17 protein-coding genes are annotated in these 13,467 nt (G+C 67.2%); 7 read left to right on the top strand and 10 right to left on the bottom strand.

Going from position 1 to position 13,467, the window contains the following annotated elements; genetic code table 11:
- The 4 genes from JWQ89_RS05670 to JWQ89_RS05655 form a co-directional block, all read right to left on the bottom strand.
- Positions 1-162, bottom strand: a 162-nt coding sequence (locus tag JWQ89_RS05670; RefSeq protein WP_299639169.1) for a winged helix-turn-helix domain-containing protein, incomplete at its 3' end; no start/stop codon positions are given.
- Between the two features lie 88 nt (positions 163-250).
- Positions 251-1,609 carry a HAMP domain-containing sensor histidine kinase gene (locus JWQ89_RS05665; protein ID WP_299639167.1) on the bottom strand — a complete coding sequence of 453 codons (1,359 nt, stop codon included), beginning with the start codon at positions 1,607-1,609 and terminating at the stop codon, positions 251-253.
- The gene (locus JWQ89_RS05660; protein WP_299639165.1) at positions 1,606-2,271 is read right to left on the bottom strand and encodes a response regulator transcription factor; all 666 of its coding nucleotides are present in this window, start codon (positions 2,269-2,271) and stop codon (positions 1,606-1,608) included. Before JWQ89_RS05660 ends, JWQ89_RS05665 begins: the two co-directional genes overlap by 4 nt.
- Positions 2,272-2,278: 7 nt before the next feature.
- On the bottom strand, positions 2,279-2,767 hold the full coding sequence (locus JWQ89_RS05655; RefSeq protein ID WP_299639163.1) for a hypothetical protein: 489 nt from the start codon (positions 2,765-2,767) through the stop codon (positions 2,279-2,281).
- A gap of 112 nt (positions 2,768-2,879) precedes the next feature.
- Between JWQ89_RS05655 and JWQ89_RS05650 the strand changes: the two genes are divergently transcribed.
- A complete protein-coding gene (locus JWQ89_RS05650) occupies positions 2,880-3,440 on the top strand; it encodes a hypothetical protein (RefSeq protein ID WP_299639161.1) in 561 nt (186 codons plus the stop codon).
- 120 nt (positions 3,441-3,560) lie between these two features.
- On the opposite strand, the gene JWQ89_RS05645 is transcribed toward JWQ89_RS05650, so the two are convergent.
- Positions 3,561-4,199: a biotin transporter BioY gene (locus tag JWQ89_RS05645; RefSeq protein WP_299639159.1), complete on the bottom strand. Its 639-nt coding sequence runs from the start codon at positions 4,197-4,199 to the stop codon at positions 3,561-3,563.
- 66 nt (positions 4,200-4,265) lie between these two features.
- Between JWQ89_RS05645 and JWQ89_RS05640 the strand changes: the two genes are divergently transcribed.
- Positions 4,266-5,189: an MBL fold metallo-hydrolase gene (locus JWQ89_RS05640; RefSeq protein WP_299639157.1), complete on the top strand. Its 924-nt coding sequence runs from the start codon at positions 4,266-4,268 to the stop codon at positions 5,187-5,189.
- A gap of 3 nt (positions 5,190-5,192) precedes the next feature.
- Here the strand turns inward: JWQ89_RS05640 and JWQ89_RS05635 are convergent, their stop codons facing one another.
- Positions 5,193-6,005, bottom strand: coding sequence for a DUF1499 domain-containing protein (locus JWQ89_RS05635; protein WP_299639156.1), 813 nt, complete (start codon positions 6,003-6,005; stop codon positions 5,193-5,195).
- Between the two features lie 98 nt (positions 6,006-6,103).
- A complete protein-coding gene (gene pdxH / locus JWQ89_RS05630; protein WP_299639154.1) occupies positions 6,104-6,739 on the bottom strand; it encodes a pyridoxamine 5'-phosphate oxidase in 636 nt (211 codons plus the stop codon).
- Between the two features lie 110 nt (positions 6,740-6,849).
- On the opposite strand from pdxH, the gene JWQ89_RS05625 reads away from it, so the two are divergent.
- Entirely contained in the window at positions 6,850-7,800 is a 951-nt protein-coding gene (locus tag JWQ89_RS05625) for a J domain-containing protein (protein WP_299639152.1), read from the top strand.
- 54 nt (positions 7,801-7,854) lie between these two features.
- Here JWQ89_RS05625 and JWQ89_RS05620 read toward each other — a convergent pair whose 3' ends face one another.
- The gene (locus JWQ89_RS05620; protein ID WP_299639150.1) at positions 7,855-8,784 is read right to left on the bottom strand and encodes an L-threonylcarbamoyladenylate synthase; all 930 of its coding nucleotides are present in this window, start codon (positions 8,782-8,784) and stop codon (positions 7,855-7,857) included.
- A gap of 67 nt (positions 8,785-8,851) precedes the next feature.
- Here JWQ89_RS05620 and JWQ89_RS05615 point away from each other — a divergent pair, with 67 nt between their 5' ends.
- The 4 genes from JWQ89_RS05615 to JWQ89_RS05600 all read left to right on the top strand — a co-directional run bounded on the left by JWQ89_RS05615 (position 8,852) and on the right by JWQ89_RS05600 (position 11,506).
- Complete coding sequence (locus JWQ89_RS05615; RefSeq protein ID WP_299639148.1) at positions 8,852-9,781, top strand: histone deacetylase family protein; 930 nt, start codon at positions 8,852-8,854, stop codon at positions 9,779-9,781.
- A gap of 25 nt (positions 9,782-9,806) precedes the next feature.
- The gene (locus tag JWQ89_RS05610; protein WP_299639146.1) at positions 9,807-10,055 is read left to right on the top strand and encodes an exodeoxyribonuclease VII small subunit; all 249 of its coding nucleotides are present in this window, start codon (positions 9,807-9,809) and stop codon (positions 10,053-10,055) included.
- Between the two features lie 111 nt (positions 10,056-10,166).
- Complete coding sequence (locus tag JWQ89_RS05605; RefSeq protein ID WP_299639144.1) at positions 10,167-10,769, top strand: SCO family protein; 603 nt, start codon at positions 10,167-10,169, stop codon at positions 10,767-10,769.
- On the top strand, positions 10,766-11,506 hold the full coding sequence (locus JWQ89_RS05600; RefSeq protein ID WP_299639143.1) for a TlyA family RNA methyltransferase: 741 nt from the start codon (positions 10,766-10,768) through the stop codon (positions 11,504-11,506). Before JWQ89_RS05605 ends, JWQ89_RS05600 begins: the two co-directional genes overlap by 4 nt.
- On the opposite strand, the gene JWQ89_RS05595 is transcribed toward JWQ89_RS05600, so the two are convergent.
- Positions 11,503-12,108, bottom strand: coding sequence for a hypothetical protein (locus JWQ89_RS05595; protein ID WP_299639142.1), 606 nt, complete (start codon positions 12,106-12,108; stop codon positions 11,503-11,505). The two genes, JWQ89_RS05600 and JWQ89_RS05595, sit on opposite strands and share 4 nt — an antisense overlap.
- Before the next feature lie 214 nt (positions 12,109-12,322).
- The gene (gene aroC / locus JWQ89_RS05590) at positions 12,323-13,429 is read right to left on the bottom strand and encodes a chorismate synthase (protein WP_299639141.1); all 1,107 of its coding nucleotides are present in this window, start codon (positions 13,427-13,429) and stop codon (positions 12,323-12,325) included.
- Between the last annotated feature and the right edge of the window lie 38 nt (positions 13,430-13,467).

Genomic DNA, 13,467 nt, shown 5'->3' with positions numbered 1-13,467 from the left:
TGCCAGGTGCGTCGACATGGTATTCTGCGGCACATTGAGGAGCCGCGCGACCTCGCCTGCCGGCAGGCCATGCGGCTCGCACTTCATGATCAGCCTGAAGGCGTCGAGCCGGGTCGACTGCGACAGGGCGGCGAAGACCTCGGTAGCGCTGCTTGCTTCCATGTATCGAGGAGTATCGATATGGGAGCCGGTTGCAAGTGAACCTTTTATGACGGCGGGCAATTGTGCGAGTCGATTGCTGCACGGGTCGCTAGGCCAGCGGCAACCGCACCGTCGCCTCGAGCCCTCCCTCGGGCGCGCGCGAGAACCGGACGGTTCCGGCATTGAGCGCCACCACTTCGAGCGCGATGGCGAGGCCCAGGCCCGAGCCACGGCGGCTTTCGTCGTGGCGCTGGCCGCGCACCCCGAGCCGGGTGATCTGGTCCTCCGACAGGCCGGGGCCGTCGTCGGCGATGACGAGCTCGGCGAAATCGCCGTCGGCGCGGCCCTCGGCGCGGACTTGCGACTTGCCCCATTTGGCGGCGTTTTCGAGAATGACGCCGACCAGTTCCATCAGGTCGTGCCGGTCGATATCGACCTTGAGGTCCGGCGCGAGGCGCACCTTCCAGTCGAGCACCTCGCCCTCGCCGGTGCGGGCGAGCACCGCCACCGTGCGGTCGATCGCCTCGTTCAGCGAAGCGTTCAACTGGTGCGCCTTGGTGCGCATCCTGAGCCGCGACAGGCGCAACTGGTACTCGACCCGGTCGTCCATCTCGCCCACGATCTCGTCGACCTGCACCCCGGCCTCTGCCGCGCCGTTCTGTTGCATGCTGGCCGCGAGATTGCGCAGCACCGAGAGCGGCGTCTTCAGCCCATGCGCCAGGTCGGCCGCGCGGGCTCTGGCGAACTCCATCGACTTCTGCTGCTGCTCGAGCAGTTCGTTGACCTCGCCGACCAGCGGCAGCACCTCGGCCGGATAGTGGGCGGGCAGCTTCTGTGCCTCGCCGCGGCGCACTGTCCCGATGCCTTCGCGCAACCGCTCCAGCGGCTTCAACCCCAGCTGCACCTGCAGCCAGGCGGCAAGGATCAGCGCCACCCCGAGCATGGCGAGGGCCAGCACCAGGTCGCCGCCGAACTGCCGGATGGATTCATCGAGCAGCGCCCGGTCCTCGGCCAAGGTGACACGGTACTTCTGCCCGGCCCCCGGCGGCTGGTCAAAACTCACCTCGCGCACCATCGCCGACAGTGATTGCCCGCTCGGACCGGCAAGGGTCGAGAACCGCTCGGCGCCCCCCGGCGCGGTTGCGGCGCCGGTGTCGAGCACGCTGTCCCACAAGGAGCGCGAGCGCCAACTGGTGCCGTTGGCGATATTCTCGACTTGCCAGTACACCCCAGAGAGCGGGGTGGCATAGCGCGGATCGGGCAGGGCATCGGGGCGGATCGGCTCGGCCGCCTCCGGGTCGATCTGCGCCACCAGCCGGTTGAGGCTGGCCGTCAGCCCGTCGCGCATCGAGCGCTCGACATTGGCGGTGAACATCCAGCCGATGGCGAGGCCGGCGACAATCAGGGCAAGCACGATCCACAGCGCCGCGCCGCCCAGCAGCCTCAGGCGCAGCGAACGCGGGATCATTCCTTGAGTTGCCCCATGTAGTAGCCGAAGCCGCGGCGGGTCTTGATGGTGTCGGTCCCCAGCCGCCGCCTTACCCGCCCCACCAGCACTTCCACCGAGTTCGATTCGCGTTCGAAATCCTGCGCGTAGAGGTGCTCGGTGATCTCGAGCTGCGATACCACCCGTCCGTTTTGGTGCGCCAGGTAGGCGAACAGCCGGTATTCCTGGGGCGAGAGGCTGATCGGGATGCCGTCGCGGCTCACCTGCATGGTGCGGGTATCGAGCACCAGGTCGTCGATCTCGACCCGCGACGAGGCAAAGCCGCCCGAGCGGCGGACGATGGCGCGGATCCGCGCTACCACTTCCTCGACGCGGAAGGGTTTTACGACGTAGTCGTCGGCGCCCGCTTCGATGCCCTCGACCCGCTCCTCCCAGTGGCCGCGCGCCGTGAGGATCAGTACCGGCCCGGTGCGGCCGGCCTTGCGCCAGCGCTTGAGGATGGTGAGCCCGTCGAGCGTCGGCAGTCCCAGATCGAGGACGATGGCATCGAAATCCTCGGTGTCGCCGCGAAACCAGACATTCTCGCCGTCGGCCTCGACCTCGGCGACGAAGCCGGCAGCCTGCAGCGCCGCTACGAGGGCGTGGGCGATCCGTTGATCGTCTTCGGCAACCAGGACGCGCATCGGGGGGTCAGTTGGTCTCCACCGGGTTACCCGAGCGAGCATAGAAGTAGAGTTCGCTCACGTCACCCGCCTTGCCCAGCACCTTGAGCTCATAGAGCAGCAGATCCTGCACCGCGATGAGCTGGGCATCGATGATGTCGCCGTCGGTGAGCAGTTTGGCCCGGAGCAGGATGTCCTCGAGCGGCAAAGCCTTCCGGTCGCGCACGGCCTTCAGCGCCGCTTCCTGTCCGAGGGCCAGGCCGTCCGGGCTCGGCGCCAGGTCAAGCCCGGTGCCGCCGCCCGAGCCGCCGAGCTCGATACCGAGGCCGCCATCTCCTGGGCCGAGGTCGACATCGAGATCGACGCCGCTGTCCCCTCCCACGCCCACGTCGACGCTGGCGCCGCCCACGTCGAGCCCGAGCCCCAGGCCCTGCGCCATCGCGCTGGGCATGCTGAACAGCGCTGCGGCGCAGCACAGCGCCAGCAGCAATCGGTGATTCGTCAGCAGAGCCTTCATGGGCGCGTAGATAGCGCAGTGTTCCTGACCAAAGCCTGACACCAGCCTCATCAAGGTGTCAGCGCCGTCCCGCCAAACTCCGATTCGCAATAACGGCAATGGAGCCATCACCATGAAAACGAAAACCCTCGCCGCAGCGCTTGCCTGCCTCTGTATCCTGTCCGCGCCCGCCATGGCGCTCGACATCGGTCTCGGCGCCTCGCTCGGCGGCAGCGCCTCCGGCTCCTCGGGAGAGGGCGGCCTGTCGCTCGGGCTCGGCGCCAATGCCGGTGTCGGCGGCAGTGCCGGCCTCGGCCTCGATAGCACCGCCACCGATAACACGGCGGGCAACCTCACTGCCAATGCCTCGGCTGCCGCGTCCTTAACATCCGATGACGAACTGGGCGTGGTGATCTCGCTGATCGAATCCAGCAACTGGACCGACACCAGCCTCGCCAACCTGACCGAGATCGACGCCACCGCCTACGACGTAAGCGGCTGGATCGACGCCGACAACGAGGCTGCATTCGATCTGGCGCTGAGCGGCAATGCCGGCGAGATCGAGGATTTGCAGACCGCGGTGGCGGGCAACGCGGCACTCGACGCCTGGCTCGAGGCCAGCAACCACGACGCCAGCGACGTGATCGCCATCGGCGTTGCGGCCGACGGCTCGCTGGCGGTGTTCACCAACTAGGAAGACGCTCCTGCCTCCAGACTGGCGCGGTTCGAAAGAACCGCGCCATATTCCTGACGTCCGAACGAGAAAGGGCCGGTCCCCGGGGACCGGCCCTTCGTCAAGTCGGATCGCCGGGGCTTACGCCTGCTTGGGGAGCAGCTTCCAGACGCCGACGACGCTCACTGCCGCAAAGGCCATCTTCAGCACGTCCCACAGGATGAACGGGGCGACGGCGCCGTTCCAGGCGGTGGCGATGAGGTTGGTCGCGTCGAGCCAGCCCGGCAGCGCCGCACCCGACTGGACGATGAGGTTGGCGACGATCAGCAGCCAGGCAAAGCCGAAGGCGAATAGCACCGCGTCGCCCAGCAGCATCGCGCCGAACAGCAGCACGATGCGTCCCGAAGCGCCGAGGTCGGCGGCCCGGCCGATGATATAGGCCATCGGCAGGTAGCCGAGGATGAAGCCGAAGGAGGGGCGGAGGATATAGTCCATGCCGCCGCCCGTGGCGAAGACCGGCAGGCCGGCGAGGCCTTCCACGATGTAGAGCGCCACGGTGGCGACAGCGATGCGCCAGCCGAACGCTGCGGCGAGCGCTGCCACGGCGAGGGTCTGCAGCGTCACCGGGATCGGCATCACCGGCACGCTGATCCTGGCCGAGAGCGCCAGCACCAGCGATCCGAGAACCACCGTGACGAGGTTGGTCGCCAGGTGCGCCGTCTGCGACTTGGGCGAGAGCACGCCGAGAACGGTGTTCGGCGTGGTGAGCGTCAAGGCCATTGCCAATCCTTCATCCTGAGGAGCATTTCTAGCGCCGATTACTAGTCGCTCGCCCCGGATTGCGCAATGGCCGCGCCCACCCCGACACTGCGCTTCAACACCGAGTTCGACCCCCAGACGGACCGCCCCGTGCCGGCCGCGGACGGGCTGGTGAGGGTCACGGCCGGCAATGCCGGGCCCTACACCTTCAAGGGCACCAACAGCTTCGTCATCGGGGATGAAAGCGTCGCCGTGCTCGACCCCGGCCCCGACGACCATGCGCATCTGAGGGCACTGCTCGCTGCGATCGGGGGGCGCACCGTTGAGGCCATCATTCTCACCCACACGCACCTCGACCACTCGGCGCTGGTGCCGAGTCTAAAGGCAGCAACCGGCGCTCCGGTCTGGTCGGGCGGCAGGCACCGGCTGAGCCGGCCACGCCGGCCGTTCGAGTTCAACGCAGTCGGCCGCGACAGCGACTGGAAACTGGTGCCCGACCGGGTGCTGGCGGACGGCGAGCAGATCGTCGCCGGAGGGGTCGAGCTCGAGGTCGTCGCCACGCCCGGCCACTGCGCCAACCACCTGGCATTCGGGCTCATCGGCACCCCGGTGCTGCTTACCGGCGACCACATCATGGGCTGGAACTCGACGCTCGTCTCGGTGCCCGATGGCTCGATTGCCGACTACCTCAGCTCGCTGGAGCGCGTCATCGGGCTCGGCTATCGCCGCTACGTCCCGGCGCATGGCGGGCCGATCGAGGATGGCCCGGATTACGCCCGGGCGCTGCTGGCGCACCGGCAGCAGCGCAACCGCCAGGTGATCGAGGCGGTGGAGCACGGTGCTCGCAGGGTGTCCGAGCTGCTGGGTCCGATCTACCCGGGGCTGGCGCTGCCGCTCAAGCCCGCCGCGCTGATGACGCTGAAAGCTCATGTCGAGTATCTCGCCGATCGTGGCCTGATCGGCGCCACGCATGGGCTGCTCGGCACCACCATCTTTCCGGCGCGCGCCTGAGGCTCAGCCGGGCTCGGTCTCGGCCGGCGGCGGCGGGGTTTCCGTGTCGGGCGTGGTGGGCGCCTGCGGTGCGTCGCGCAGCGTCAGGGTGATCTTCTGGTCGAGCGCCAGCAGGAACTCCTCGACCCGCTTGCCGTTCTCGCCGAAATCGTGAAGCCCGCTGAGCGGTACCGAGCGCATGTCGATGGTCGAGCCCTGCGCCGTGCCCGTGACTCGGATCGCCACCTCGTCGCGCCAGCCGAACAACGTCACCGCGATGGCGTTGATCTGCCCGACATCGAGGGCCGTGGGCGGGGCCCGCCGCGTCCGCACTTCCCAGCCGCGCGCCTCAACCAGGTCCTCGACGATGGTGAACATCTCGGTGGCATCGATCGGATAGGAGCGGGTGCGGGCATTCGGGAAGGTGGCCTCGACCTTGTCCCTCAGCGCCGCGCTCGTCGGCGCGACGCGGATCGGCGAGGTCAGCGGCAACGGATCGGCGACATCGGTGGTCACCTCGTTGAGCATCGGGTATTGGGTCGCCTGCAGGCCGAGCCAGGCGAAGGGGAGCAGGCACGAAAGGCCGAAGAACAGCCCCCAGCCGGCCCTGCTCCAGCCCCGATCCCCGGTCATCCACAGCCGGACAAAGGCCCCGATGCCGAGGAACACCGTCAGCGCCGCAACTCCGCCCGCCACTGCTTCGATGACGGCGAAATCGGAGCTCGGGATCATCTGCTCGCGATGCAGCAGGATCGGGATGATGGTGAGCGGCAGCGCCAGGCTGCCGAGGCGCCGGGACCAGATCGCCCATTTCGATGTGCGGATGAGAATGCGCATATTTGCCGGCCGGAACTGCAACTGCCCTAAGGGATAAGCACGTCGCGTCGCGTCGTGCAAACCTCGCGGAAGAAAACTGTTGGAGCCCGGTCCCCTCCTCAGGGATAGAGCCGCTGCCGGCTCCACGCCCCGTCGGGGAGCGTGCGGGTGAAGCGCACCCGGTCGTGGAGGCGATTGGCGCCATCCCTCCAGAATTCCATCACCTCGGGGATGACGCGGAAACCCGACCAGTTGGCCGGCCGGTTGACCGGCTCGTCCTCGCGAAAGCTCTTCTGCAGCGTTTCGACCCGCTCGAGCAGCGCGTAGCGGTTGGCCAGCGGCCGCGATTGCTTACTCGCATGGGCGCCGATCTGGCTGACCCGGGCGCGGGTGGAGAAATAGGCGTCGGCCTCCTTGTCGGCCACCACTTCGACCGGCCCGCGCACCCTGATCTGCCGCCTCAGCGACTTCCAGTGCATGACGAAGGCGGCCCTGGGATTGGCAAGGAGCTCGCGGCCCTTGTCGCTCTCGAAATTGGTGAAGAAGCAATAGCCGCGCGCGTCGCGCTGGTTCAGCAGCACCATGCGCACGGCCGGCATGCCGTGTTCATCCACGGTTGCGAGTGCCATGGCATGCGGGTCGTTCGGCTCGCTTTGCTGGGCCAGCGCGAACCATTCCTCGAACAGCGAGCAGGGGTCGATCGTGCCGGTGTCCGAATCGTCGAACAGGCGCTCGGTCAGGGTCGTGGCGGACATGTTTTCCCCTTGTCGCGCGCCAGTCTGGACAAGCCCGGGGCGCGTGGCCATATAGGATGCCGCGGGGCCCGAAAGCAAATCCCCAACCCTGCGTCATTTCGAAGGAACCCATGCGCGACCCCTATACCGTGCTCGGGGTGCCGAGGTCCGCCAGTGAAAAGGACCTCAAGGCCGCCTATCGCAAGCTCGCCAAGGCGCATCACCCCGACCAGAACCAGGACGACCCCAAGGCCCACGCGAAATTCGCCGAGGTCTCGTCGGCCTATGATTTCCTCACCGACAAGGAAAAGCGCGCCAGCTACGACCGCGGCGAGATCGACGCCGACGGCAATCCGCGCTTTGGCGGCTTCTCCCGTGGCAATGCCGGTCGTCCGGGTGCCGGCGCGGCCGGGGCAGGGGCGTTTTCGGCCGAGGATATCCTCAAGGAATTCATGTCGGGCTTTGGCGGCCAGCCGCGGGGTGCGACGCGCGGCAGTGGGAGCCAGAGCTGGGACCCCTTCACCGGCACCTCGCCTGGCGGCTTCCAGCCCGGCGGCAGGACCAGTGCCAGCGGCGAGGACATTAACGTCACCGCTACCGTGACGCTCGAGGAGGCCCATGGCGCCGCCAGCGTGCCGCTGCGCATGCCGACCGGCAAGGTGCTCAACGTTAAGCTCCCCGACAAGGTCGAGGAGGGCCAGCAGATCCGGCTCAAGGGCCAGGGGCATCCATCGCCGTTCGGTGGTCCCCCGGGCGACGCCATCGTCACAGTGAAGTTCGAGCGCCACAAGCAGTTCCGCCGCGACGGCGCGGACCTACGCGTCGATGTGCCGATCACCCTCTACGAGGCGGTGCTCGGCGGCAAGGTGCGCGTTCCCACCCTCGACGGCTCCGCCGAACTCAACCTCCCCGCCTCTGTCAACACCACCAAGGCACTGCGGCTCAAGGGCAAGGGGTTGCACGGCGCCGGCGATCTCTATGTGACGCTGAGGATCGTGCTGCCCGAACAGGGCGACCCGGATCTGGAGAGCCTGATGCGCTTCTGGCGGGACCAGAAGCCGTACAAGGTCCGGGACAGCTAGAAACTTCCGGCTATCGCCTTCTCCCGCGTGGGAGAAGGCACCCACTGAGAGACCTCAGTCCCTTGGAGCCGCGGCCCGTTTCAGCCGATCATTGATTGCCTCGCCAAGACCCCTGTGCGGGATTGGCGCCACCGCTATGCGGCTCGCCGTCTCATCGAGCATGTGCAGCAGCGAGAAGAGGTTCCGCGCTGCCTCACGCAGGTCGCCGGTCGGGGAAAGGTTCGCTCCCTCCCGCCCGGGCCCGAACCCCAGATACGTCTCCCCCGGCTCGGCCGTCTCCGCATCGAGCCGCAATGTCGCGTTCGGCGCGTAGTGGCTTGCCAGCATGCCCGGCGCGGCGATGGCGGCATCGTGCTTCGCCACGCCGATGGCCTGCCCGATCGCCGCCTCGACCTCGTCGCGCGGCAGGGCGCCGGCGCGCAACTGCGTCACCACATCGCCATCGACCGCCAGAATGGTTGACTCGACCCCGGCCTGCGATGCCCCGCCCTCGAGCACCGGCACCGCGCCGCCGAAGGAGAGCTGCACTTGCGCGGCGGTGGTGGGGGAGAGCTTCCCCGAGCGGTTGGCCGAGGGGGCGGCCAAGGGGCGGCCGGCCGCGCGGATCAGCTCGAGCGCCAGCTTGTGCGCCGGGATGCGGATGCCGACCGTTTCGAGACCCGCCGTGACGAGGTCGGAGAGCTTCGCATCCGCCCGTTTCGGCAGCACCAGGGTCAGGGGGCCCGGCCAGAATGCCGCCAGCCGCTGCGCCAGCGGGCTGAACCGCACCAGCGTCTCGGCCATCGCGAGGTCGGCGACATGGACGATCAGCGGGTTGAAGCGCGGCCGCCCCTTGGTCTCGTAGATCTTCAGCACCGCATCGGAATTGGTCGCGTCGGCGCCGAGGCCATAGACCGTCTCGGTGGGGAAGGCGACGAGTTCGCCGGCCCGCAGCCGAGCTGCGAGCAGAGGAAGATCCGTCGGGGAATGAACGGCGCCGGTCATGGCGCGAGGTTTGACAAGCTCGTGGCGGAAACGTCAAGCTGTTGGGGCAGCGACCGTCCCGGGGATCATGGCCACTCTTCTCGTCTCACAGCGCAATTTCGAGAGCCACGTCACCCCTACCGGTCACCCAGAGCGGCCGGACCGAATCCGGGCCGTCGAGGAGGCGCTGGGGCACGGTCGTTTCGCGGCACTGCTCCGTCGAGACGCGCCATCGGCCGACCTGACGCTGGCCGAACTGGTGCATGACGCCGACTACCTGGGCATCCTTACCCGGGCGCGGCCCGCCGAGGGCATCGGGCAGATCGACGAGGATACCTTCATCTCCTCGCGCTCGCTCGAGGCGGTGGCGACGGCGCTCGGCGCCGGCCTGGCCGGCCTCGAGGCGGTGGCGCTGGGCGAGGCGCGAAACGCCTTCTGCGTGGTGCGGCCGCCGGGGCACCATGCCGAGATCGCTCGCCCGATGGGGTTCTGCCTCGTCAACTCGATCGCGGTGGTGGCGCGCGAGGCGCAGCGCAAGTTCGGCGCCGAGCGGGTGGCGATCGTCGATTTCGACGTCCACCACGGCAACGGCACCGAGGACATCTTCAAGGACGATCCGACGGTGTTCTACGCCTCGAGCCACCAGATGCCGCTTTATCCCGGCACCGGCTCGCCCTCCTTCACCGGCGTCGGCAATATCTGCAACGCGGCGCTCGCGGCCGGGTCGGGCGGCGCCGAGATGCGGGCCGCCTACAGCGAACGTATCCTTCCGGCCCTCGAGGCGTTCCGGCCCGATTTCGTCTTGGTGTCGGCAGGGTTCGATGCCGACTATCGCGACCCGCTGGCCGGCCTCAACTGGCGTCCTGAGGATTTCGCCTGGGTGACGGCGCAACTCACCGAGGTCGCCGATCGGGTCTGCGAGGGACGCCTCGTTTCGATGCTCGAAGGCGGCTACGATCGGCAGGGGCTCGCCACCGGCGCCGCCGCGCATGTTGAAATGTTGCTGGCCGCGGGCTAGCAACGAGCTCATTCGAGGAACTTCCATGGCCGATTCCCCCTTCGACGACATCAAGGCGATGAGCTTCGAGGCGGCGCTGCGCGAGCTCGAATCCATCGTCGGCAAGCTCGAAAGCGGGCAGGCGCCGCTCGCCGAGTCGATCGCCATCTACGAGCGCGGCGAGGCGCTGAAGGCGCATTGCGAGGCGCTCCTCAAGCAGGCCGAGATGCGCATCGAAAAGATCACGCTGCGCAACGGCCAGCCCACCGGTACCGAGCCGCTCGATCCGCAATAGGGCCAAGCGCCCGCCGGCCCTTCAAAACCGGGTGACTGCGCGACAATGACGCGCGCGCTTTCTCGCCTCCGGGCGCTATAAGCGAAGCCAATTCATCGGGGCAGAGAGATCATGGCCGAAACCAGTTCGCCGGGATTGACGCGATTTCGCATCATCCTCTGGACGCTCGTCGTCGTCGCCGCACTCGGGGCGACGGCGTTGTTCATCCTCCGCCCGCCCACGAGCCCCATCGCGGTAATCGGCAAGCCGTTCACGCTGCAATCGACGCTTGGCGGCGAGTTCACCCAGGACAACCTGAAGGGCACACCCAGCCTGGTCTTCTTCGGCTACACCCACTGCCCGGATGTCTGCCCGACCACGATGGCGGAGTCCTCGGCCTGGAAGGACGAACTCGGCATCGCACCTGACCAGCTTCGTACCATCTTCATCACCGTCGATCCCCAGCGCGATACCAAAGAAATCCTCGCCGATTACCTGAGCTCCTTCCCCGGCACCATTGGCCTCGTCGGCACCGACGCCCAGACCCAGGCTGCCAAGGCCGCCTTCGGCGCCATGTCCGAGCTGACCGCGCCCGATGCCGACGGCTTCTACCTCGTCAACCACACCGCCAGCGTGTTCCTGATCAACAAGGACGGCGGGTTCGAGGGCACCATCGCCTATGGCGAGCCCAAGGACACCGCGGTGCAAAAGATCAGGAAGCTGATGGCGTCGTGAGCGAGCGCTCCCGGCTTGACCAGGAGCTCGAGGCCCGCGGCCTGCTTCCAAGCCGGGCCCGGGCTCGCGACGCGATCCTGCGCGGCACGGTGAAGGTGAATGGCATCCCCGCGCAAAAGCCCAACCAGCAGGTCGGGCCCGCTGACGCCATAACCCTCGATGATCCGGCCGCCCGCTATGTCTCGCGCGCTGCGCTGAAGCTGGTGGCGGGGCTCGACGCGGGGGCCATCGATCCAATGGGCAAGACCTGCCTCGATCTCGGCGCCTCGACCGGCGGTTTCACAGAGGTGCTGCTGGAGCGCGGGGCCAAACGGGTCTACGCGGTCGATGTGGGTCACGACCAGCTGCATGAGCGGCTGCGGGTTGATGGACGAGTGATTTGCCTCGAAGGCGTCAACGGCCGCGATCTGACCCCAGAGCTGATCCCAGAGCCGATCGACCTCATCGTTTCGGACGTGAGTTTCGTCTCTATCCTCAAGGTCATCGATCCGGCGCTGGCACTGACGGCGCCGGGGGCGGATGCGGCGATCCTCATCAAGCCGCAATTCGAGGTGGGACGCGAGAACATCGGCAAAGGCGGCATCGTCACCGACGATGCCGCCGTCTCCGAGGCGGTGTTGAGGATCACCGCTCACCTGGCGGATGCGGGCTGGACGCACCGCTTCGCCATTTCCTCGCCGATCGCGGGGGGCGATGGCAACCGCGAGATCGTCGCCGGCTTCCGGCGCAACAGCTAGCTGGCGTGGCCGCCGAACAGCCTCGGCATGAAATGCGCGCCGGGGTCGGGCTGCGGCTTGAAATGGTGGCCGCGCTGTTCCCGGCTCAGGATGTGAACACCGCGCTCCGGATCGCGCCGGAACACGACGCGCGCATGCGCAGAGGCGCCGATCCGTAGTTCCGCGCCGCTATCCATCCGCCGCCGGTCGGGACCGAGATAGTTGTTGGCCTCGACATAGATCTGCTCGGTGTTGAGCTGGGCCATCAGCCGCGCTTCCAGCACATCGCGGCGCTCAGGCAGCCCGATCACCTCGTCGAAGCCGAAGCGGACATATTTGAGCATCGTCTCGAGCGGGCAATCGTCGGTGAACAGGATCATCGGCGAAAAGCAGAGTCTGGCGCCCCGCTCGTCGCGCACCGCATCGATGAACCCCAGGAGGCTCTCGTCATTCATCCGGTAGTCGAGGAGGAAGTACGTGATGGCAGTGCGCGAGTGGCCGAATTCGACGCCTGAATAGCTGCTGACCACATCGCCAAACCCCAGCTGCTCCGCCGTCAGTTCCAGCGCGCGGCTCTCATAGGAATTGTTGGCAATGACAAAAGCACGGCAATGTTCGAACATCGTAACGGCCCTCGTTTGCTTCCGTGCGACGACGTATTCCCGCCAGCATCTCCAAGAATTAGTAATTCAGACACTGGAATGACTTGCATAAAGTCGCGCAGTACAACGCGCCGTTCTGATCGAGGCGTCAATGCGTACAATTGCGCGGTCCGTCGCCGCAAATTGCGCACCGAGGAATTGCCGGGTCGCCTACGACCGACCAGGGAAGCCCACCTCAGTAGCCGATGCCACCCTCGCGGCCGGTCTGGCCGCGGTGGCGCAGGAAATGGTCGGCCAGCACCACCGCCATCATCGCCTCGCCGATCGGCACCGCCCTTATGCCGACGCACGGATCGTGCCGGCCCTTGGTGATCACTTCGGTGTTCTCGTTGTGTGTCGTCACCGTCTGGCGCGGCGTGATGATCGAGGAGGTCGGCTTCACCGCAAAGCGGCAGACGACGGGATCGCCATTCGAAATGCCGCCAAGGATGCCGCCGGCCTTGTTCGAGGTGAAATACGGCCCGCTATTGCCGGCCCGCATCTCATCGGCATTCTCGGTGCCGGTGAGCTCGGCCGCCGCGAACCCTGCGCCGATTTCCACGGCCTTCACCGCATTGATCGACATCATCGCGGATGCGAGGTCCGCGGAGAGCTTGCCGTAGATCGGCGCCCCCCAGCCCGGCGGCACGCCCTCGGCCACCACCTCGATCACCGCGCCCACCGAGTTGCCGTCCTTGCGGATGCCGTCGAGATAGCCTTCCCACATCTGGGCCGCCTTAGGGTCGGCGCAGAAGAACGGATTCTGGTCGACCTGGGCCCAGTCGAAATTGGCATAGTCGATCTTGTGCGGCCCGATCTGCACGAGGCTCGCCCGTACTGTCACGTTCGGGATCACTAGCCGTGCCACGGCGCCCGCCGCCACCCGCGCCGCGGTCTCGCGCGCCGAGGCGCGACCCGAGCCCTTATAGTCGCGGATGCCGTATTTCTGGTGGTAGGTGAAATCGGCGTGCCCTGGGCGATACTTGTCCTTGATCTCGGAATAGTCCTTGGAGCGCTGGTCGGTGTTCTCGATCATCAGCGAGATCGGCGTGCCGGTGGTCTTGAGCTGTCCGTCGCGCTCGTCCTCGAAGGCGCCCGAAAGTATGCGTACCTGATCATCCTCGCGCCGCTGCGTGGTGAAGCGCGACTGCCCGGGCTTCCGCCGATCGAGATCGCGCTGGATCACCTCGGCCGAAATCGGCAACCCGGGCGGGCAGCCATCCACCACGACACCCAGCGCCGGCCCATGGCTCTCACCCCAGGTGGTGAAGCGGAAGAGTTGGCCGAAAGTGTTGAAGCTCATGGTGGCGCCCCGGAGGTTACGGGCGTTCTAGGGGTAGC

Source organism: Devosia sp., assembly GCF_028290645.1.
In the GTDB taxonomy this organism is placed as follows: domain Bacteria; phylum Pseudomonadota; class Alphaproteobacteria; order Rhizobiales; family Devosiaceae; genus Devosia_A.
This window is presented reverse-complemented; position numbering and strand designations above follow the sequence as displayed.